General features: G+C 33.9%; 18 protein-coding genes. 8 read left to right on the top strand and 10 right to left on the bottom strand.

The annotated features are described in order from the left end of the window. The first annotated feature begins 49 nt into the window (after positions 1 to 49). Positions 50 to 1,198 (top strand): tetratricopeptide repeat protein, encoded by a 1,149-nt coding sequence (locus IEV50_RS18840; RefSeq protein WP_188417371.1) that lies wholly within the window; start codon positions 50 to 52, stop codon positions 1,196 to 1,198. On the opposite strand, the gene IEV50_RS18835 is transcribed toward IEV50_RS18840, so the two are convergent. The 4 genes from IEV50_RS18835 to IEV50_RS18820 all read right to left on the bottom strand — a co-directional run bounded on the left by IEV50_RS18835 (position 1,190) and on the right by IEV50_RS18820 (position 5,029). Next, on the bottom strand, positions 1,190 to 1,651 hold the full coding sequence (locus tag IEV50_RS18835; RefSeq protein WP_188417369.1) for a DUF4268 domain-containing protein: 462 nt from the start codon (positions 1,649 to 1,651) through the stop codon (positions 1,190 to 1,192). The genes IEV50_RS18840 and IEV50_RS18835 overlap by 9 nt on opposite strands. A 53-nt stretch (positions 1,652 to 1,704) precedes the next feature. Beyond that, entirely contained in the window at positions 1,705 to 2,292 is a 588-nt protein-coding gene (locus IEV50_RS18830; protein ID WP_188417367.1) for a riboflavin synthase, read from the bottom strand. 13 nt (positions 2,293 to 2,305) lie between these two features. Continuing rightward, positions 2,306 to 3,790: an acetyl-CoA carboxylase biotin carboxylase subunit gene (gene accC / locus IEV50_RS18825; RefSeq protein ID WP_188417365.1), complete on the bottom strand. Its 1,485-nt coding sequence runs from the start codon at positions 3,788 to 3,790 to the stop codon at positions 2,306 to 2,308. A gap of 213 nt (positions 3,791 to 4,003) precedes the next feature. After that, a complete protein-coding gene (locus IEV50_RS18820) occupies positions 4,004 to 5,029 on the bottom strand; it encodes a threonine aldolase family protein (RefSeq protein ID WP_188417363.1) in 1,026 nt (341 codons plus the stop codon). Positions 5,030 to 5,248: 219 nt separating this feature from the next. On the opposite strand from IEV50_RS18820, the gene IEV50_RS18815 reads away from it, so the two are divergent. After that, positions 5,249 to 6,109: an N-acetylglucosamine kinase gene (locus tag IEV50_RS18815; protein ID WP_188417361.1), complete on the top strand. Its 861-nt coding sequence runs from the start codon at positions 5,249 to 5,251 to the stop codon at positions 6,107 to 6,109. 88 nt (positions 6,110 to 6,197) lie between these two features. Here the strand turns inward: IEV50_RS18815 and IEV50_RS18810 are convergent, their stop codons facing one another. Further along, complete coding sequence (locus IEV50_RS18810; RefSeq protein WP_188417359.1) at positions 6,198 to 7,181, bottom strand: glycosyltransferase family 2 protein; 984 nt, start codon at positions 7,179 to 7,181, stop codon at positions 6,198 to 6,200. 272 nt (positions 7,182 to 7,453) lie between these two features. On the opposite strand from IEV50_RS18810, the gene IEV50_RS18805 reads away from it, so the two are divergent. The 3 genes from IEV50_RS18805 to IEV50_RS18795 are packed head-to-tail and all read left to right on the top strand — an operon-like array spanning position 7,454 to position 11,484. Next, positions 7,454 to 9,256, top strand: coding sequence for an ABC transporter ATP-binding protein (locus tag IEV50_RS18805; protein WP_188417356.1), 1,803 nt, complete (start codon positions 7,454 to 7,456; stop codon positions 9,254 to 9,256). Positions 9,257 to 9,266: 10 nt separating this feature from the next. Then, entirely contained in the window at positions 9,267 to 10,451 is a 1,185-nt protein-coding gene (locus IEV50_RS18800) for a glycosyltransferase family 4 protein (RefSeq protein ID WP_188417354.1), read from the top strand. Between the two features lie 7 nt (positions 10,452 to 10,458). Further along, positions 10,459 to 11,484, top strand: coding sequence for a UbiA family prenyltransferase (locus tag IEV50_RS18795; RefSeq protein ID WP_188417351.1), 1,026 nt, complete (start codon positions 10,459 to 10,461; stop codon positions 11,482 to 11,484). Here the strand turns inward: IEV50_RS18795 and IEV50_RS18790 are convergent. The 3 genes from IEV50_RS18790 to IEV50_RS18780 all read right to left on the bottom strand — a co-directional run bounded on the left by IEV50_RS18790 (position 11,458) and on the right by IEV50_RS18780 (position 14,579). Further along, positions 11,458 to 12,519, bottom strand: coding sequence for a hypothetical protein (locus IEV50_RS18790; RefSeq protein WP_188417349.1), 1,062 nt, complete (start codon positions 12,517 to 12,519; stop codon positions 11,458 to 11,460). The two genes, IEV50_RS18795 and IEV50_RS18790, sit on opposite strands and share 27 nt — an antisense overlap. A 15-nt stretch (positions 12,520 to 12,534) precedes the next feature. After that, positions 12,535 to 13,617 carry an acyltransferase family protein gene (locus IEV50_RS18785; RefSeq protein WP_188417347.1) on the bottom strand — a complete coding sequence of 361 codons (1,083 nt, stop codon included), beginning with the start codon at positions 13,615 to 13,617 and terminating at the stop codon, positions 12,535 to 12,537. Positions 13,618 to 13,889: 272 nt separating this feature from the next. Next, a complete protein-coding gene (locus tag IEV50_RS18780; RefSeq protein WP_188417345.1) occupies positions 13,890 to 14,579 on the bottom strand; it encodes an NUDIX hydrolase in 690 nt (229 codons plus the stop codon). A 110-nt stretch (positions 14,580 to 14,689) separates the two neighbouring features. Between IEV50_RS18780 and pfkA the strand changes: the two genes are divergently transcribed. From pfkA to gap, 3 genes are read left to right on the top strand one after another with little or no spacing between them, the layout of a single operon-like run. Further along, on the top strand, positions 14,690 to 15,676 hold the full coding sequence (gene pfkA, locus IEV50_RS18775) for a 6-phosphofructokinase (RefSeq protein WP_188417343.1): 987 nt from the start codon (positions 14,690 to 14,692) through the stop codon (positions 15,674 to 15,676). A 4-nt stretch (positions 15,677 to 15,680) separates the two neighbouring features. Beyond that, on the top strand, positions 15,681 to 16,523 hold the full coding sequence (locus IEV50_RS18770) for a hypothetical protein (RefSeq protein ID WP_188417334.1): 843 nt from the start codon (positions 15,681 to 15,683) through the stop codon (positions 16,521 to 16,523). Positions 16,524 to 16,532: 9 nt separating this feature from the next. Continuing rightward, the gene (gene gap, locus IEV50_RS18765) at positions 16,533 to 17,531 is read left to right on the top strand and encodes a type I glyceraldehyde-3-phosphate dehydrogenase (RefSeq protein WP_188417331.1); all 999 of its coding nucleotides are present in this window, start codon (positions 16,533 to 16,535) and stop codon (positions 17,529 to 17,531) included. Between the two features lie 631 nt (positions 17,532 to 18,162). Here the strand turns inward: gap and IEV50_RS18760 are convergent. Then, positions 18,163 to 19,155 (bottom strand): PorP/SprF family type IX secretion system membrane protein, encoded by a 993-nt coding sequence (locus tag IEV50_RS18760; RefSeq protein ID WP_188417328.1) that lies wholly within the window; start codon positions 19,153 to 19,155, stop codon positions 18,163 to 18,165. A 1-nt stretch (position 19,156) separates the two neighbouring features. Beyond that, on the bottom strand, positions 19,157 to 21,452 hold a 2,296-nt coding region (locus tag IEV50_RS18755), incomplete at its 5' end, for a T9SS type B sorting domain-containing protein (protein WP_188417326.1).

Below are 21,452 nucleotides of genomic sequence, written 5' to 3'. Positions count from 1 at the left end.
GGTTTGGAAATGAATAAAATAACTAATAAATTAGTTAAAATTATTTGTTGTGAAAAGATTTCTATCGCTTTTGTTTTTTTTGTTTATGGTTGCCGCATTATTTGCTCAACAAAAATCATCATTAGATAAAGAAAAATTATTTGATTTTTATCAAAATCAAAAATATGCCGAAGCAGCAAAATATTTAACAAGCATTTACGGTGAAGATATAAATGATGCAAAAATATTAATCCAAATCGGATATTGCTACTTAATGAGCGGTAATAATGTAGAAGCAGAAAAATTTTATACGAAAGCTTATGCACAGCAACCACAAAATTTACCAATATTATTTAGTTTAGGCAACATCAACTGGAAAAGAGGAAATGCTGATAAGGCCAAGTTGTATTATGGTGAAATTATTAAGATTGACAGCAACAATTTTACCGTTTATAAATTACTCGCAGATATATTGACAACTAAGGATTCTTTGCGGTCGGTTTACCTAATTAAAGCAAATAAACTAAACCCTACAGAGGCTGATGTTGCTTACGATTTAGCGGATTTGTACGCCAATTTACAAAAACATGCAATAGCCTACAAAACATTACAAATTGCCATTGCAGCCGATACAGGTAATATCGTTTTAAAAAAGGCGATACTTCCAATAGCCAATTTTTTGAAGAAGTATAATGAAGTAATACTAGAAGGAGAGAAGATTTTGCAAGTAAACCAAGATGCTGCGGTGATAAAAGATGTTGCAAAGGCCTATTATTTTACCAAAGATTATGAAAAAGCCATTGCCAAGTTTAAGATTTTGGAAACTTTGGCCATGCAGAATGAAGCCACACTTTATTACACATCTTTAAGTTATAGAGCATTAAAAAACTATCAAGCTGCAGTTATATATACAAAAAAAACGATTGAAGAAGGGATTTCTGACAACACATCAAATTATTATGCCTTACTAGGATTGGTTTACGAAGAAAGCGAAAAACTTTCATTAGCAAACTCAGCTTACAAAAAGGGATTAGAATTTAAAGCAGAACCAAACATTTATTACAGGCTTGCGCTTCTTTATGATTTGAAATATAAAGAAGTGAAACAAGCTAGTAAATATTATAATTTATATCTAAAAAGTAAACCTAATCCAATTAAAGATAAAGATGAAATTAAATACGTTAAGAGCAGAATGGAGGAACTTAAAATTTTAGATTAAATTTTCAAAAACAGGCTTAACATTATCCCAGAATTCATCAAGCGCAATTAGTTTAGGTTTAAAAAAAGAAATCAATTCAGGCCAATTTTGTTTATTATAGATATTAACATTTTCTAGGATTGTTGAAATCTGACTTACGGTTTTGCCATTTTCACCAGTAGCATTAATAATCCAGTTCCAATCTGTGCCAACTGAATTTGTGAACATCAACTTAAATTCTTCAAATTGATTAAACACTAATTCCCTTATATCTGCATCTGGATGAGCGATTTGGATTGATATTATTGCCATCTTATTATTAACATCCATTTTAAAAAAGATATGCTTCACTCCTGTTTTATAATTTATCCAGTTTACATGACAGCCACCAACAGAAGGAATAGGTTTCATATATTGCCCAAAGCTAATCCAAAACTGCTGACGTAAACGTGAGGCTTCTTCTTTATTATACATTAACCAAAAGGACTAGGATTTTAACAGAGCAAAATATTGTTAATTCTCAAATATTATTTGTTGACCATTAAACGTGCTACATATTTGCCAATAATATCAAATTCTAGATTTACGGTATCTCCAACCTGAACTTCCTGTAAATTTGTATGTACGAATGTAAAAGGGATAATAAAAACCGAAAACTCATCTGCAGCAGAATTTACTACGGTTAAACTTATTCCGTTAACGCATGCAGATCCTTTTTCTACTGTAACATTTCCAGAAGAGGCATTATATTTAAATCGATATTCCCAACTTCCATCAAGTTCCTGTCGTTTAATGCAAACTGCAGTTTGATCTACATGTCCCTGAACAATATGTCCATCTAAACGTGCATTCATTTGCATACAACGCTCTAAATTCACCTTATTACCGACTTTTAAATTACCTAAGCTGGTTTTACTCAAAGTTTCATCTATTGCTGTTACCGTATGAGTAGTATCGTTTAAAGCAACAACAGTTAAACAAACGCCGTTATGTGCAACACTTTGATCTATTTTTAATTCATGACTAATTGCAGAGGCAATTGTAAAATGAATATTGGTATGCTCTGTTTGTATGGCTATAACTTCGCCAAGAGTTTCTATTATTCCGGTAAACATGTTTTAATTAAATCTAATATTTCAATCTGTTTTTTCTCCAATCAGATGAATTTTTCAAAATATCTTTTACAACTGATTCGCCGCCAGTTTTTTGAAGTAAATTTGCAGCAACAATGGCTGCAATTATTGCTCCGTCCTTATTTTCAGCTATTAAACTACCTGCCTTTAAATATTTATTTACGAAATGTGTGTCAAATTTACCGGTTCTAAAAGCATCATGCTGCATTACAAATTTACCAAAACCTAAAGTAGTTTCTATCCCGGTAATCTCATATTCTTCAATAGCCCTAATCATCCGCTCAATTGCTTCTTCCCTATCTTTACCAAAAGTGATCAGTTTGGCTATCATTGGGTCGTAATAAATTGGGATTTCCATACCTTGTTCAAAGCCGTCATCAACTCTTACGCCGTTTCCTTTCGGCGTTTTATAAGTTTGCAAAGTACCAATATCGGGTAGAAAATTATTATTAGGGTCTTCGGCATAAACCCTTAGTTCGATCGCATGCCCGCTTATCTTTAAATCTTTCTGGGTGAAACTCAATTTTTCTCCAGAAGCAATTTTAATTTGCTCTTTTACCAAATCAATTCCGGTAATCAATTCAGTTACCGGGTGCTCTACCTGCAACCTGGTATTCATCTCCAAGAAGAAAAAATTCAGATTTTCATCTAGAATGAACTCTACCGTTCCTGCCCCAGTATAGTTTACCGATCGGGCAACATCAACCGCACACTTACCCATTTGCTGTCTTATTTTATCATTAAGTATAGATGATGGTGCCTCTTCAACCACCTTTTGATGGCGGCGTTGAACAGAGCATTCTCTTTCAAAAAGATGAACAATATTGCCATGATTATCACCTAGAACCTGTATTTCTATGTGGCGGGGCGAAGTTACATAACGTTCGATAAATACATCGCCATCTCCAAAGGCTGATGTTGCCTCACTTACTGCAAGTTGCATTTGCTCTTCAAAATCTTCAGCATTCTCAACAATGCGCATTCCTTTCCCTCCTCCTCCTGCAGCCGCTTTTATAAGAATTGGGAAACCAACTTCTATGGCTTTCTTTTTAGCTTCATTTACATCCTGAATGGCTTCTTCAGTACCTGGAACCATTGGAATATTATATTTTAATGCTGCTGCTTTGGCTGAAAGTTTATTACCCATCGTTTCCATTGCTTCGGGCGATGGTCCAATTAAAATTAAACCTGCTGCTGCAACCATTTTAGCGAAACCTGCATTTTCTGATAAGAAGCCATAACCGGGATGAATTGCCTCTGCACCCGTTTGTTTGCAAGCATCAATAATTTTTTCGCCTGAAAGGTAACTTTGATTTGAAGGTGGAGGACCTATACAAATTGCCTCATCTGCGTAACGAACATGCAAAGCATTACGATCTGCCTCAGAGTAAACAGCAACAGTTTTTAAGCCCATTTCCTTTGCCGAACGCATGATTCGCAAAGCAATTTCACCTCGATTGGCAATAAGGATTTTCTTCATTGGTATTTAGTTTGTTAGGTGGTTGGTTTATTAGGTGGTTAGTTTTTTAGTTCGTTGGATGATTGGTTTGTATCGCAATTATGAAGTCCTGATTTGCAATTCTCAACCTTGGCCTCGATCTTAATCTCATCCTTAACCTCAACCTCGTCCTCATCCTTAACCTCATCCTCAATTTCAATGTCATCCTCAATCCAATCTCATCCTCAACCCACTTTAACGCAAATGTAATATTATTTCTATCGCTTCATCAACCATCGATGGGCTAATATCAAGATGAGTTACAAACCGAACCGTACTAGAACTGGTTGTATTACAAAGTAATCCTTTTTCTTTAAATTGGTGTACCACTTTTTCAGCCATACCTTTTGAAACCTCAAAAATAACAATGTTTGTTTCAACCGGCATTACAGATTTTACATAACTCGTTTGCAACAAGGCAACAGCCAGATTTTTAGCATGTTTGTGATCATCTTTCAGACGCTCTATATGATTATCTAAAGAATAAATTCCTGCAGCAGCCAAGAAACCAGCCTGCCTCATACCACCTCCGAAAGCTTTTCTTATTTTCTTAGCTTTATGAATCGTTGTTTTGCTACCCAACAAAACAGATCCAACCGGTGCGCCCAAACCTTTTGATAAGCAGACAGAAATACCATCAAAATATTTTCCATAATTGTAAGCACTATCGCCGGTTGCTGTTAATGCATTAAAAATTCTGGCACCATCTAAATGAAGTTTTAAACCCTTAATGTTGCATAAATGATGTATAGAAGCAATTTGTGATAAGCTATAACAACTGCCCCCACCTTTGTTAACCGTATTTTCTAAAACAACCAAACTCGAATTTGGGTAATGTATATTGTCTTCATTAATTTCAGGCTCTATAAGCTCCGGTGTTAGAATACCACGTTCTCCATGCAATAACCTTACAGATGCAGCGGAGTGAAAAGCAATACCTCCAATTTCGTATCGATAAACGTGAGCCGTTTGATCACAGATCACCTCATCCATCGGCTGAGTAAAACATTTAATACCGATTTGGTTGGTCATAGTGCCAGAAGGACAAAATAAACCAGCTTCCATATTAAATAATCCTGCAAGTTTTGTTTCGAGTTCATGAACCGTTTCATCTTCACCAAAAACATCATCTCCAACTTTTGCACTCATCATTGCATCGAGCATGCCAGTTGTTGGTTTAGTTACCGTATCACTTCTAAAATCTATAATTTTATTAATCATCCTTATAAAAATTGTAAAATATTACTGACGTTTAAAAATAAGACCAATGCCTTATATGGTATAATTTTAAGGTTTTATGCCCATTAAAAGGCATATATAGTGTATTTTTTACACACTTAAATTTCAACAACAACAAATTGTTAAAAAATTATTAAAAAAAAAGAAACAAAATATAAGAGTTTTTATACTTTTATCGTGCTAAAACCAAAAATAAATAAAATGATAGTAATTGCAGACGGTGGATCAACCAAAACAAACTGGTGTTTGATTAATGAGGCCGGCAGAAAAATTTACTTTAATACCGAGGGCTACAATCCTTATTTCTCAAAAGGGGAATATATTGTACAATCTTTAAATGAAACTCTTCCGGACCACTTAGAAAGAGAGAAATTAACAGCAATTTATTACTATGGTGCAGGTTGCTCTACGCCTGGTAACAAAAAAATTGTTGCTGATGCCATGAAACTGGTTTTCACTAATGCAGAAATTTTTGTCGGACATGATTTACTTGCTTCTTGCAGAGCACTTTTGGGTAACGAACCCGGATTTGCAGGCATTTTAGGCACGGGAACCAATTCATGTTTATATGACGGAAATGACATTACTATGAATATTGATTCATTAGGTTATTTTCTCGGCGATGAAGGTAGTGGTTCTTATATTGGTAAGCGCATTTTAGGCGATTACATGAAAGGTTATATGCCTAAAGGCTTGAGAGAAGCTTTTTACGACAATTATGCTTTAACAAACGAAGATATTTTCGATAACATTTACAACAAACCATTGCCAAACCGTTTTTGTGCAAGCTTTAGTAAATTTTTATACGACTTTAAAGATAGTTACGAAGATTATACATATAAAACGATTGATTATGCTTTTACTGCTTTTTTCGAAGCTTTGGTTATACACTACCCTAACTATAAAGACCATAAATTAAACTGCGTAGGTTCTGTAGGTTACAGTTTCCGTGACATTTTAAGTATCGTTGCCGATCGCTATGAAATGGGTGTTGGTAAAATTATACGCTCACCAATAGATGATTTGGTGCATTACCACCTGGAATTATCCCCAAAAGGATAGTGATAAAATGCTATAGTTAATCCATTAGCCCTTAGAGCAAATCATTATTAACTATAGCATTTTAACAGTTCATATTTCTTGTGTAAATTTAGGTACCATTTAAATTTGTTACATCCTTTGGCACAATAATTTTAGAATTAATTGCCTTTCTCAAGACAAGAGGTATTGAAATTAAAGTTTGGGAAATATCAACTATAAAAGATCTTTTCAGGAGCTGGATTGCACTAAGAAACTTATATTCTCTAACAATATTATGCTTAGCAAGCTCGACCATACTTTCGATATATCTTTTATTAAGAATATCTAGCTCGTCTTTATTTAAGCGGCTTTTAAGTTTACTTATTTTTTTTGATAAATCGTTAATGTACAAATTCTCAAGAACTTCATTCCATTTACGGCCATCGTAAACATTTATATCATTTACTCTTTTTCTCCATAATACCTTAAGGGTAAATGCAACATTGCATTTTTTGGAAAAAATAATATCAAGATACATTGACCAGTCGTCACCGATTTTCATTTGCTCATCCCAGCGTACTATCATCGATGATTTTCTAAAAACAACTGATGATGACGGTGAGGGGCATGCTCTTAAGTATAAATTTTTAGTATCTGCATACTCCAGCAATACCCATCCATCTTTTAAATTGCTCAGGTACGGCTTTAAAAAAGGATCCCTGTTTAAAAACTGCCAGCTTACCCCATCTTTAACTTCCTGATCCCAATTAGTGAATACAAAATCAGTATTTGTATTGGTTAATTGTTTCACACAAATTGTTAGAAAATCAGGATACCACATATCATCAGAATCTAAACAGGCAACAAAATCACCTTTAGCATATTTAAATCCAAGATTTCTGGCGGAAGCCTGCCCCCCATTATTTTTGTAGTGGTATTCTATGAAAGGATATGCTTCAGCAAGTTCTTTAGTGTTATCAGTGGAACCATCATCAACTAAAATCAGTTGAATATTTTTATAAGTCTGATTTAAAACACTTTGTATAGCATCTTTTAAGAAATGGGCTCTGTTAAAGGTTACAATAATGACACTTACAAGTTTTTCAGTAGTCATAAATATTACTTATTGATAAGGATAGATGTTAAACTTTTCAAAAGTACGATTATAACCAAAGTTTTAGTGAATTTGTTTTTATTTCTTCAATCTTATAATGTGTTATAAGTTGTTAATGTTAATTTTGGAAAATAAAAACTATGAATTAATAAAATTTTATGTAACCATTTTATTTGTTAATAATTCTTAGTCAGAATTAATATATTTATTCCAATTGCAACCATTAATTTTTCACATTACTTTCCCCTATTCTCCCTAAGTCTAATTAATTTATGCCTAAATCTCTTATATCTAAACTTAAAAGACTTAAAACTAATCTGAATATCGGCAGAACTGTAAAACTAATATTTGCATTTTCAAAGGGCTGGACAATACTTGTAATTTTGGCCATCCTGATAGAAACTTTATTCATGCTTGCCTCTCTTTATTCTTTAAAGTTGATTGTTGATGTAGTATCAAAAGCAGATATATCCAACCCGCAAAGCCGTGATTTAATAATAAAATATATTTTCTTTTCTGTCATAATTGGCGTTTGTTATAATGTAACCAAAACATTTTCTGCTTATATAAGTGAGGTACAAGCGGCAAAAGTTTCTGAAAAAATAGATGATAAAATACATGAAATAGCAAAGGATTTAGAATTGTCTTATTATGAAAGTCCTGAATATTTTGACATTTTAAAAAGAGCTAAAGATGCCGGCTCCTACAGACCAAACCAGGTTATTTTATCCCTGCTGGATATTACAAAAAATATTTTAAGTCTTTTGGGTATAGCAATCGTTCTTTCTACAATAAGCAAGGTTCTTCTTCCAATACTTATTCTATTGGTTATACCAACACTATTGATTAGAATATATTTTTCAAAAAAGCAAAACATACTTCGGGTTCAGCAAACCCCCGCTGAAAGAAAATCAATGTACCTTAGTAATTTGATAACATCAGATACCGCAGCCAAAGAAGTTAGAAGTTATAATTTAGGAACTTTTTTTAAAGATCAATATTACACCATCAGGATGCAGTTGCTAAGTGAAAAGCTAAAAATAAGCTTTGTTAGAACATTAGGCGAAAGTGTTTCACTATCAATTTCTAATATTGGCTTTTTTGTATGCATTGGCTATATTTTATTGAATACATCAAGTGGTTCTTTAGGAAGTTTAGCCTTGTTTTTGGTTATTTTTCCTCAATCATTCAATTTATTGCAAAGCATTGCTACCGGTATTTCTAACCTTTACATGAATAACATTTTTGTATCAAGCATATACGAGCTTTTCGATTTGGTACCGGTTAAAGAAGTTAAGGAAGAATACATATCAATTCCTAAAAAGAATGATTTGAGCCTTAAATTAAAGAATGTGAGCTTTTCTTACCCCGGAAGCAGAAAGATGACACTGTCAAATATTTCTATGGAAATACCAGCCGGAAAAATAATTGCACTTGTTGGATTAAATGGTGCAGGAAAAACTACACTGATAAAGATTTTGGCCGGGTTATATCGCCCTGACTCGGGTTTGATATCTTTAGGAGAAGAGAATGTAAATAACTTTTCCATATCAGATTACAGAAAACAGATTGGTATTGTATTTCAGGATTTTAATAAATATAATTTCTCGGCAGCAGACAATATCCGTTTCGGAGACATGGAAAGGACCGAACATAAAATAGAAGATATAAAAGAGGCGGCAACCAAAACGGGTGCAAATCTTTACATTGATGAATTTATCGACGGATATGATACAGTGATGGGTAAGGTGTTTGATAACGGGCAGGAAATAAGTATTGGTCAATGGCAAAAATTAGCCACAGCAAGGGCGCTGTACAGTTCGTCTAGGTTTCTAATTCTTGACGAGGCAACAAGTGCCCTTGACGTTATTGCAGAAAAATACTTATTTGATTCTTTTAGAGAAAATATTGGCACCAGAGGCGCCTTAATAATTAGCCACAGACATTCCGCAATTAAACATGCTGATTACATTTATGTATTATCTAACGGAACGATAACCCAGCAAGGTACCGATGAAAAATTATTAAATTTGGATGGAGATTACGCCAGGCTTTTTAGCAAAAAAAATGCATAAACAACAGGAAATGAGAAAGACAAATACTAAAAAAAACATTTGTATTATTTCATCTTGCAGCGAGGATTGGGGAGGAAGTGAAGAGCTTTGGGGTAAAACGGTACCCTATCTGATTGAAGAAGGATTAAAAATTACTGTTTATAAAACATTTGTAAATCAACAACACCCGGAGTTTAAAAAATTGGCCTCACTGGGTGTAAAATTTGAAAATATAGATATCGTTAAGCCTTTTCTTGTAAGAAACGCAAACAAAATAATTGATAAGTTTACCCAGCTTTCTGGAGATAGCGAACCTTTCAGTTTTTATAACAACCCGTGGGTAAATAACCTTATCAAATCATTTAAAAAAAACAAACCTGATTTTGCAATTATATCGCAGGGCATTAATTTCGATGGCCTCAGCTATGCTTATGCATGTAATAAGTTAGCGATACCTTATGTTTTGATTGTACAAAAAGCCGTGGATTTTTATTGGCCAGCTGGCGGCGACAGGCCTCAGATGACTAGATTACTTAAAGAAGCAAAGGCTTGTTATTTTGTTTCCAAACACAACCTGAATTTAACTGAAGAACAATTTGGAACAAGACTTGAAAACAGCAAGGTAATTTTTAACCCTCAAAAAATCGGAAATATACATCCCTTCCCACCAATTACCGGAGAGGTTAAACTTGCATGCGTTGGCCGCTTGTTTTTATTGGACAAAGGCCAGGACATTTTAATAAGAATTTTAAGCCGTAAACGGTGGCAAGACAGAAATCTTAGTGTAACGTTTATTGGTAAAGGCAATGATGAAAATGGCTTGAAAGATTTGGCAAGTTTGTTAAATGTTAAAAAGATAGTTTTTAAAGGTCAGGTTGAAGATATTGATAGCCTTTGGAAAGATTTCCATGCTTTAGTTTTGCCATCCAGAAGTGAAGGTTTGCCATTATCTATGGTAGAAGCTATGGCGGCCGGCAGACCTGTCATTGTATCCAAATCGGGTGGAAATACAGAACTTATAGAAGAAAATGTAACCGGATTCAGTGGATTGCCATTTGAAGATACTTTTGAAGAAGCTATGGAAAGGGCTTATCGAAGATTGGATGAATGGAAAGAAATCGGAAAAAAGGCTGCTGCTTACATAGCAAAATCAGTTCCTAAAAAACCTGAAAAAGACTTTGCCGCAGAAATTATTTCACTTATTAAAACAAGCTAACTAAAAGATGAATTTAGCGAAGTTAACAAGGGCACATGAATGGTGGGATTTCAAAACCCCGCAAGTGCTTTCTTTAGCCTATGCTGCAGCAATAGCATGTAACAGTTTACTTTTTAACCTGCTTTTCCCTGCATTCTTCATCATTTTCACCAGTTTGGTTGTTATTGCCATCTATGCAAGTATAATTAATGATTTTACAGATTTAAGCATAGATACTGCTTGTGGAAAAGCGAATATGATGCAAAATATATCCATTTGGATGCGCATGGTATTATTAATAACCTCAATTGTCCTATTAGCCATCGCTGTATATTTTATTTATCCTTTCAGAAGTGCCTGCATATTCTATCTTGGGATATGCATTTCTATTAGCATTTATTCTTTTGAACCTATCCGTTTAAAAAAAAGGGGCTTATGGGGTGTAATTGCTTGCGCAATGGCAGAACATTTTTTCCCAACATTATTTGCCATGAGCATCATATTTTACTTTGCAAATTCTAAAATTGATATCTTCCTTTTAGCTATTGCAGGAACAATATCATTATGCTGGGGGTTGAGGAGTATACTATATCATCAATTTAAGGATAGGGAAAATGATAAGAATTCAGGAATTGATACTTTTGCAAACCGTATCAATCCAAACACGTTTAAATTTGTACCCCGATTATTAGTTTTTACAGAACTGTTTGCCTTAACCGTCTTGCTTATCTCGTTGAAGCTATGGATTGTTTTAATAGCTTTTTTAGTCTATTTACTTTTTACATTCCTGAAGCAGTACCTGTTCAAGTCAAAAATAATAATTGTTATTTCACCAAAAAGCGGATTCTATCAGATTTTTATGTTAGAATTCTATGCGCTTTTTTTCCCGGTTGCACTGCTTATTTACGTATCAGCAGCACAAGCTAATGGCTATATTGTGTTAATTCTGCATTTAATTCTTTTTCACAAGTTATTTTTAACAACCTTGAAGGAGCTTTTTGACTTAAGTAAAGTTGTTATTAATAAATTAATCAGGGTTGCCAAAATACATTAATTCCCAAATCGTATTATTATTTGTATAGGTAATTTCAGGTTTAATATCAGTTTTAACACTCAAGGTCGCATTTCCCGTTATTCTGAAATATGCACCGTTAAAACCAGTTAAAAACTTAGCCAGTTTCCGTTTAAATTCTTCCTGAATTAAATAAGTTTGTAAAATATTTTCTGTTCGATTAAGCTCCAGTTTAAATTTAGATTCATTTTCATGGTAATTAAGAATAATTTGATTGCATATGGGTTTTTTTCCAATTTGTGAAATAAAAGGATTTAATTTAAGAAATTCCATATTATCACTACAATCAGCTATCTTTTTACCATCCTTTAAAATCATAATTATATTAACAGGATTTTGTTTAAACTTTTTACGGGGAATTATTTGTGCCCCAATAATTGTATAGGGACCGAATTCTGCCCGTGCCCAATACCAATGATCTATCAGTTTATGCAGACTTTTATCTCCCCAATTATGGTCGTGATAACAAGACCCTTTAGTCGTAATTTCCATGCCTGGAAATTTATAAGATAACGCTACGGTACCTTTTGGAACAGGTACAACCCAGGCGAATAAATTTCTTTTTTTTCCGAAGTATAAGTGACCGGTTTCAGGCCGCCAGCTTTCTGACACGGAAGAAATTTTTGCATCAAAAACAAAATCATCTCCTTCTAGGTGTATGTTGTAAAAATTTAAATCACCCTTAAATGAACATTTCCCAATTCTAACATCACATTCATCTTTGGATGAATAAAATTTATCCGAAGGCAAATACCGCTCTAATTTCGAACCGTCTTTAAAATCAATATTTATTGTCGCATATGCTTTTAAAGGTTTATTTACCTCCGTCATTGCCTTTGTGTAAAAAACAATAACAACTTTAGATCCGTCATCCAGATGCGCATCAAAATACCACCATTCATACGTCCCCTCTCCACCTGAGGTCCTCATTCCGTCTTCCCATATTTCAACCGTTCCTCGCTTCAGGTTTAAATGCTCATAATCGACAAGGCTATCTGCAAAAAAGAATTTGCTCATATTATTCAAATAAAATTAAACAGAATCCTTTTTTAGATCTGGCTTGCTGAAAATATTCCAGATGGATGTTAAAATTCGACTAAAAACAGCTGCCATATTAAGTTCTATGAATTTATGTAGCAACCAGGAAATAATCAAAATCAAAAAAAGCAGGCCAAACAACAATAAATCACTTTGTATTGAATCTCTGAAATACCAGTATATGTAAAAAAAATAAATGTGAAATAAATAAAAAGGATAAGCGATCTGCCCTAAAATAAAAGATAATTTTGTACTTCTTATCCTTATTTTTTCAATAGCAATAAGATAAATAAAGAAATAAACGCTTATAATCAAAGTTAACATGACCCAAAAGTTAGCTACATTTTGTTTACTATAAAATAGGTCAAGATCATGAGTTAATATCCTGCTTATCGATACCAGGCAAACACAGTTTAAAGCCAATAATGAATATAGCTTCCAGGATTTATCATATTTTGACCTAATCAGGTAGAAAATCATACCAAGCAAATATGGTGGAATCAGCACATTTATTGATTTTTCTAAACTAAAAGTATAAAATAGGCAGTAAATGGTTAATCCCAGAATAATCAACAATACCTTATTCCAAAGCCTGAAGGCGATTATAATGCCAATAAAAGCATAAAAAATCAATTCTGCTAATAATGTATGGAAAATCGGATTAATCATTTGATAACCGATAAGTGATGGGAACATGGTTAGATTAGTGAGAAATGTCTTAAATGACGAAACGGCTAAAAGGGTATGCTCGGGAACGAGACGAGGTAACAGAAAAGCAAAAATACAACTAATCCAAAATAAGGGATATATCCTTGAAAGGCGGCTAATCCAAAATTCTCTACTGTTTCGTTTTATTGATGTCATGGTAACCACGTAGCCACTAACAGTAAAAAAAATAAGTAAAGCAATATTACCATATTTTGTGACCGGGTTATATTTTAGATTTTCTGGAACAATTTGATAGAAGTAGTTAAAGCTATCAGCATAATGACCGAAATAAACAATTAAAACGGCAATAAATCTTAAAAGATCAAGCGCTCCTGATCTGTGACGGGATGAGATATTATTCAGAGACATGCTGTAAATATAATAAGGAAATATTAAACTGAATTTAAAGTAAACACAGGCGCTATTTCTTTTTTAGTTTCCGTTTAACCTATATCAGTTAATACCTAAAAACACAAATCTTAATGGTAATTTATTTTAAATACGCTAATTATAATTGCCATGAATAATAATAGTAAACTGCAAATGCTAAAAACTGCGAAAAATTACTTCAATAAACCACTTATAAAAAGTAACTCATTCTATTCTCAAACCCACAAACTTCATAAATAGCGTTTTATCTATTAAAAAGATATTTCTTTACCAAATAATTTAGCATACTTCCTTTTATCAAACCTGTAAAGCGTTGCTGCTCTATACGAAACACCTTTTTGCTTTTCATCAAGTTCTTTTAACACACCAAAACTTACAATCTTTTTTCTAAAGTTACGCTTATCTAGTGTTTTACCTAAAACAAGCTCGTAAACATGCTGCAATTGGGTTAGGGTGAATTTTTCTGGCAGTAATTCAAAAGCAATTGGTTGATGCTTAATCCTACGTTTAATTTTCTCTAAACCCTTATCGTAGATTTTTTGATGATCGAAAGCCAGTTTAGGTAATGCTGTAATCGGCAACCAGTTAGCTTGTTTTGCATAAGTACTTACCGGCCGTAGATCCTTATCGCCACCTAAACGAATGAGCGCATAATAAGCTAGTGTAATAACCCTTCCCTGGGGATGTCTTCCCGGATCACCAAAAGCATAATATTGCTCCATATAAATTCCACGTAAACCAGTTAGTTCATATAAAATTCTTGCAGCAGATTGATCTAAACTCTCGTCTGAACCAACAATATTACCCGGCAGTGCCCACCAATCTTTAAAGGGTTCTTCATTTCTTTCAATAAGTAAGATTTTTAATTCCTTACCATCAAATCCAAACAGCACACAGTCAATGGAGAAAACAGAATCTAAATGAGGTAAAATTTGTTCCAATGTAAAATTTAGTTAATTTAAGCGTTAAAGGTATGACTTTCAATATTAAGTAAAAAAAATAAAATAAATTACTTAGTGTAAAAAATACACACTATATTCGTACTACGAACATGAAACCAAATATCAAAAATATAGCTGTACTTACTTCTGGAGGCGATGCTCCAGGCATGAATGCTGCGATTAGAGCGGTTATTCGTACAGGAATTTACCATGGCATTAGCATGTTTGGTGTTATGCAAGGCTATCACGGCTTAATTACAAACAATATAAAACCGATGGATGCCCGCTCTGTAAGTAATATTTTACACTTGGGTGGTACCATATTAAAAACTGCCCGTTGTTTAGAGTTTAAGACAGAAGAGGGACAAGAAATAGCTTATAAAAACTTACAGGACAACAATATCGATGCATTAGTGGTAATTGGCGGTGATGGAACCTTTACAGGAGCCAAACGATTTGGCGAAACATTCGGCGTAAAGGTTATTGGCATACCCGGAACAATTGATAACGACTTAAGCGGCTCGGATTTTACCTTAGGCTATGATACTGCAATTAATACCGTAATTGAAGCAATTGATAAAATAAGGGATACCGCAGATGCGCACGATAGATTATTTTTTATTGAGGTAATGGGTCGTGATTCTGGTTGTATAGCATTAAGAAGTTCTATTGCCAGTGGTGCCGAAGCAGTTTTATTACCCGAAGTTGAAACTAGTGTTAATGATTTAATTCAGAAATTAGCTTTAGGCGCAGCAACTAAAAAATCATCGAGCATTGTTATTGTTGCCGAAGGACATAAGCAAGGGGGTGCTTACGATATTGCCAAAAAAGTTAAAGAAACATTTGATCATTATGATACAAAAGTTACTATTTTGGGTCATCTACAAAGAGGTGGCAGTCCGAGTAGTTTCGATCGTATTTTAGGTAGCAGATTAGGTTATGCGGCTGTAAATGCATTAATTGCGGGCGAAAGTGCTCAAATGGTAGGCCTTAGAGGTAATGAGATAAAATTAACAAGTATAGAAGAAGCTTTGTCAGATCATACTTTTAAGCTAGAAGATGATTTAATGAAGATGACAGAAGTTTTATCCATTTAAAAGAATGATAGCAGTTGTTTATAGCGGTTCGAGAACAGCATTTTGGAAATTAGCTCAAAATGGTGAAGTTGTAGCACATTGCAACACATCGGGTATTAACCCTTGCTTTGTTGATTCAAAAACGATTCTTCAAATTTTGAATAAAAAAACGATACTCGTTAATAATGCAGAAAATATAAAAAAAATATACTTTTTCGCAGCGGGTGCATCATCTACAGAAAGAAAAGAAGACCTTGCAAAAACTTTGTCATCTTTTTTTAGATACAGCAAAGTTGTAATAGAAAATGATTTATTTGGTGCTGCGAAAGCCGCTTGTTATAATAAATCAGGTATTGTTGCCATGTTAGGCAGTGGCTCAAACTGTGCTTATTTTGACGGTAAAGATCCGCTGATTAATAATTTTGGTTTGGGTTACATTTTAGGTGATGAAGGCTCTGCAAATTATTTAGGTAAAATGCTGCTAAAAAGTTTTCTGAATAAAAAATTACCTAAAGAGTTGGAAACAAAATTTATTGGCGCCTATAATATCGATAGATCTCAAATATTTGAGAGAATTTATAATAAGCCCCAGGCAAATATTTTTCTAATTTCTTTCTTCGATTTTATTATTCAGAATAAAAAACATGGGTATATTATAAGAATGGTTGATGACGGATTTGAAAAGCATTTTCAAACCTGTATAATACCAATGATTGAAAAATATCCAGATGAAGATTTACATTTTGTTGGTACAGTTGCCGCAGAATTTGAAGATAGGTTAGTACATACGGCTGAAAAGTATGATATAGAAATAAAAAGCATTATAAAAGAACCAATACTTAATTTATTAAAACATTACATTAATTAACAAAAAACAATGAGCAAAATTGGAATAAACGGCTTTGGCCGTATTGGCAGACTGGTTTTCAGAGCTGCTTTAAAAAGAGGTTTAGATATCGTAGCTATAAATGACTTAATTGAGCCAGATTATATGGCTTATATGTTAAAATATGATACTACTCATGGCAAGTTTGATGGAACAATTGAAGTTGTTGATGGAAATTTAGTTGTAAATGGCAAAACGATTCGCGTAACTGCTGAACGTAGTCCTGCTGATTTAAAATGGGATGCTGTTGGTGTTGAAGTTGTTATCGAATCAACTGGTCTATTTTTAACACGTGCTGATGCTGAAAAACATATTGCTGCAGGTGCTAAAAAAGTAGTTTTCTCTGCACCAGCAAAAGATGGTGATATCCCTACTTATGTAATGGGTGTTAACCATCATAAATTAACTGCAGATCAAACAATAGTTTCTAATGCATCTTGTACAACGAACTGCTTAGCGCCAATTGCTAAAGTTTTAAATGATAATTTCGGTATCGTAGAAGGCTTAATGAGTACAATCCACGCGGTTACTGCAACACAAAAAACTGTTGATGGTCCATCTGCAAAAGATTGGAGAGGTGGTCGTGGTGGTTTCTCAAACATCATCCCTTCATCAACTGGTGCAGCTAAAGCTGTAGGTATGGTGCTTCCTGAATTAAAAGGAAAATTAACAGGTATGTCTTTCCGAGTTCCTGTTGCCGACGTTTCTGTAGTAGATTTAACAGTTCGTTTAGAAAAACCAGCTACTTATGAGCAAATAAAGGCAGCTATGAAAGCAGCTTCCGAAGGCGAATTAAAAGGCGTGTTAGCTTACACTGAAGATGAAGTGGTATCTTCTGACTTTATTGGTGATGACCATGCTTCTATTTTCGATGCAAAAGCTGGTATTTCCTTGAACGATAACTTTGTTAAAGTTGTATCATGGTACGATAACGAATGGGGTTATTCATCAGCACTTGCTAAATTTGTTGAATACTACGCAAGCTTATAATAAAATCTGTTTCCATAATAAATTTTTTCAAAAAGGCTCCCAATACGGAGCCTTTTTTAGTAAATAAGATTTTCGAGTGTAAATGACATTCATAATTTAACATCATTTAACTTTTTTAATTAAATAATTATCAATAAAATTCGTTTTAGATAAATGATTCATATTAAAATATAGATATAGAAGTATTTTATATGACTTAGATAATAATCATTGTTGAATTTGGACAAATTGCATCATTATATGATAATATTTAACAATTACTTAACACATTTTGGACTTATATTTGTAATACACTAGTTTTTATTGGGTAATTGTTAGATAAAAAGAATTGTAAATAAAAAATGACAAAAAAAATACTTAAAAATTTCTTAGTGTATTTTTTACACTAAGAAAAATTTTACTATATTTGTAGAGTAATAAACGAAAGATGTTTATTCAGATTAAAAAGATAAATCATTTTCTTGAGAAACTTTAGGTTTTAGATAGAAAATTTAGGACAAAGCCTGGCTCATAACAGGTTTATATTTGGTTAGAAAAAAAGGAGACGCTTGGATAAGGTCTCCTTTTCTTATTATAGACAAATACTAGTTTTCAAATTTGATTTTAGACTAAATTTTAACTCCCTATACCATTAAAAAACTGGACATCTTATTCCACGATAGTTTCCTTCGCGCTTCCTAAAAAAGGTAAGTGATATTTCAAAGGTATTAGTACTAGTTCCTGTGCTACGTAGTGCTGGATTTATATCATAGCTTAGCCCAAGTGTAAAATTGTTAAAAGTAAACCCAGCATAGGGTACAATAGCATCTTTGAACCTAACATTACCCCCGGCAATTAATTCTGAATTATTTCCATTAGGAATAGTAAAATAAAGTCCGGCCATTCTTTCTTGAGCATTACCTTGTCTTGCATATAAAATATGGGGTATAACAAAAATATCATTATTAAGCTTGATACTAACACCCATATTAAACAGATAACGCATTGGCAAACTCATCTTTCCTTCAGAATCTACAAATGGATCTTTCGGCCTGGTAAGATGATTAACAGAAAAGGCTGCGTATAAATTGGCTCTCTTTAAAGGATTAGTATCAAAAAAAGCTATTCCTGCTCCTGCATCAATCGAAGTTGAAGCTGTATTATTAAACTTGTCTGCACTTGGAATTAGTGGCGTATATCCAACCCCTGGCTCATACTGATCGCCAAGCTGAAATTTTGTTGGATCAAACCGTCTGTTTAAAAAACCCACGTTCATTCCAAAAGTTATGTTATAGTCTTCATTAAAACCTAATTTAACTCCAGTATAGGCTAAAGAAAGTGTACCATTTAAATATCCGTAGCCGCCACTTGTAGCGGTTTGATTTAAAATATTAAATCCAATATTAATGTTTCTATTTGTTGACATCTCAGCAGACAAGCCGGATGTACTGAATGTATTTGCGTTACCGAAATTTTGATTTCTATGGATTAATGTTGCTTTGTAATCCATTTGAGTTGCACCAGCTAATGCCGGATTCATCCATAAAGCATAAGCATAATACTGAGAAAAATGAGGGTCTACCTGAGCCCATGAATTAAATTGAAAAATGAAAATAGAAATTATTACAAAAAAGGATATCCTCATACTACCTAACTAAATTGATTGCACCATGTTTGATAACCTCTTCTCCATCTCTAAATCGTACAACGCATTTGTAAACATATACACCCACTGGTTGCATAACACCATTGTAGGTACCGTCCCAAGAAGTATCACGGTCTTTCGATTTATAGATAAGTTGACCCCATTGAGAGTAAATAGTCCAATCAATGCTTTCAATATCTGTTCCATAAACTTTTACCACATCATTTTTCCCATCTCCGTTAGGTGTAAACGTATTCGGGATGAACAAATCTCTTTTTTTATCAACTTCAATATTAATTGTCGCAGAGGCATAGCATCCATTATCTGAAATTGCATTTACAGTAACCGTTAAATTTTTTAATAACACAAATGCCTGAGATTTAGCATCGCCCTCAACAAATATGTTAGTTGGCGACCAACTCAGGATTTTATACCCTAATTTTGAACTTGTGTTTAATTCTATTTTCGAACCGTACTCTACAACATTTGAACTTGTTTGTAATGATATTTTAAACTCTTCTTCAACCAGATTTATTTCATTTGAGTTTAAACTCTCGCATCCGGAAACATTTTTACTTTTAACCGTATAATTACCTGTTGAGTTAGCTACATAAGTTGATCCTGTAGCGCCCGAAATTAATGTTCCGTTTTTGTACCACTGGTTTCCTGATGATATTGAAGAGGTTAATGTAGCCACTCCCCCTTTACAAATTAACATTGAACTTTGAGTGGTGATAACAGGAATAACAGGCGTACTATTAATTGATACGAGTACCGGATCAGATTGTTTGCTTGAACATCCCGCTGGTGTATTTACAATAACTGTGTATTTCCCTGAAATTTTTGCTGAATATGATTGACCAGTTGCACCTGGAATTAAAACTTCATCTTTATACCATTGATTTCCTATTGGAGAAGTGGAATTTAAAACTACAGCCTGCCCTTCGCAAACACTTAAAGATCCTTGTGCTAATATTGTAGGTTGTTGAGAAATTTTATTAATCAGAACATTAATCCCTTCAGAAAACTCACTACCACAGCCACTTGAATTTTTAGTAATCACTTTATATAGACCGGTTTCTTCAACTGTTAACGCTTGCCCTACAGCTCCATTCAGAATTTCACCATCTTTAAACCACTGGTAATAAGAAGATGGACTTGATTTTAAAATCACAGAGCTACCTTCACAAAGAAGAACCGGACCTGATGCACTAATAATTGGTTTTTCAGGCGCGGCAAAAACTTCAACTATTATTTTAGATTTGGGGCTTTCGCAACCCGATGAATTTGTTTGTGATACATAATAATTAATTATTCCAAAAGCAGAAGTTGTTGGAACCGGTGTTGTAGGAAGTAAATTTCCTTGTTCGTTATACCATTTTAGATTGTTACCCTCTACCTGTAATTTACTGGCAGATTCGTTTTGGCAATACGTTACTTTCTTTACGAACGGTGCAACTGGTATTTCATTTATTGAAATTGTAATTTTTGAACGTAACCCATGACAGCCTTGGACTGAACGTTCGGCAACAAAATAAATCAGCGTTCCTGCAACCGCAGTTGATGGTGTTGGCGCAGAAGAAAGTAATAAACCTGAAGAATCATACCAAACTAGATCTCTGCCTTCTGCAAATAGAGGAGGAACATTTTTTTGCCCTAAACAATAATTAAGGTCTGAAACTTTAGGAGCCGGTGGTAATGCCAATACGGTAACTTTTAGTTCCGCCTTTTCACTTTCGCAGCCAGATGGACTTAGTTTCTGACTTACATAATATTTTATTTCACCTGCAGCCAAAGTAATAGGTGTTGGTGCGCCAGAAAGCACAGTTCCATTTGCATCATACCAAGTGAGGTTTGAACCCGTTGCCGTAAGCGGCAATGCAGCCTGGTTTTGGCAGTAAGTTAAACTAGTAGTTGCAGGAGCCAGTGGAAGAGCCAATACGGTAACTTTTAATTCCGCCTTTTCACTTTCGCAGCCAGATGGACTTAGTTTCTGACTTACATAATATTTTATTTCACCTGCAGCCAAAGTAATAGGTGTTGGTGCGCCAGAAAGCAAAGTTCCATTCGCATCATACCAGGTGAGGTTTGAACCAGTTGCCGTAAGCGGCTGGATGTTCTGTTGATTAAGGCAATAATTTAAATCTGTAGTTGAAGGAGCCAGTGGCAATGCCAATACGGTAACTTTTAGTTCAGCCTTTTCACTTTCGCAGCCAGATAGACTTAGTTTCTGACTTACATAATATTTTATTTCACCTGCAGCCAAAGTAATAGGTGTTGGTGCGCCAGAAAGCAAA

Source organism: Pedobacter mendelii (assembly GCF_014635725.1).
Classification (GTDB): domain Bacteria; phylum Bacteroidota; class Bacteroidia; order Sphingobacteriales; family Sphingobacteriaceae; genus Pedobacter; species Pedobacter mendelii.
Note: the sequence above shows the minus strand (reverse complement) of the source record. Positions and strands in the feature narration are given on the sequence as shown.

Excerpts from the sequence above, each read along its gene's own strand:
- IEV50_RS18835 (WP_188417369.1), bottom strand. The coding sequence starts at position 1,651 with ATGTATAATAAAGAAGAAGCCTCACGTTTACGTCAGCAGTTTTGGATT.
- IEV50_RS18790 (WP_188417349.1), bottom strand. The coding sequence starts at position 12,519 with ATGAGCAAATTCTTTTTTGCAGATAGCCTTGTCGATTATGAGCATTTA.
- IEV50_RS18810 (WP_188417359.1), bottom strand. The coding sequence starts at position 7,181 with ATGACTACTGAAAAACTTGTAAGTGTCATTATTGTAACCTTTAACAGA.
- IEV50_RS18800 (WP_188417354.1), top strand. The coding sequence starts at position 9,267 with ATGAGAAAGACAAATACTAAAAAAAACATTTGTATTATTTCATCTTGC.
- IEV50_RS18770 (WP_188417334.1), top strand. The coding sequence starts at position 15,681 with ATGATAGCAGTTGTTTATAGCGGTTCGAGAACAGCATTTTGGAAATTA.
- IEV50_RS18830 (WP_188417367.1), bottom strand. The coding sequence starts at position 2,292 with ATGTTTACCGGAATAATAGAAACTCTTGGCGAAGTTATAGCCATACAA.
- IEV50_RS18760 (WP_188417328.1), bottom strand. The coding sequence starts at position 19,155 with ATGAGGATATCCTTTTTTGTAATAATTTCTATTTTCATTTTTCAATTT.
- IEV50_RS18805 (WP_188417356.1), top strand. The coding sequence starts at position 7,454 with ATGCCTAAATCTCTTATATCTAAACTTAAAAGACTTAAAACTAATCTG.
- IEV50_RS18820 (WP_188417363.1), bottom strand. The coding sequence starts at position 5,029 with ATGATTAATAAAATTATAGATTTTAGAAGTGATACGGTAACTAAACCA.
- IEV50_RS18795 (WP_188417351.1), top strand. The coding sequence starts at position 10,459 with ATGAATTTAGCGAAGTTAACAAGGGCACATGAATGGTGGGATTTCAAA.
- pfkA (WP_188417343.1), top strand. The coding sequence starts at position 14,690 with ATGAAACCAAATATCAAAAATATAGCTGTACTTACTTCTGGAGGCGAT.
- accC (WP_188417365.1), bottom strand. The coding sequence starts at position 3,790 with ATGAAGAAAATCCTTATTGCCAATCGAGGTGAAATTGCTTTGCGAATC.
- IEV50_RS18785 (WP_188417347.1), bottom strand. The coding sequence starts at position 13,617 with ATGTCTCTGAATAATATCTCATCCCGTCACAGATCAGGAGCGCTTGAT.
- IEV50_RS18815 (WP_188417361.1), top strand. The coding sequence starts at position 5,249 with ATGATAGTAATTGCAGACGGTGGATCAACCAAAACAAACTGGTGTTTG.
- gap (WP_188417331.1), top strand. The coding sequence starts at position 16,533 with ATGAGCAAAATTGGAATAAACGGCTTTGGCCGTATTGGCAGACTGGTT.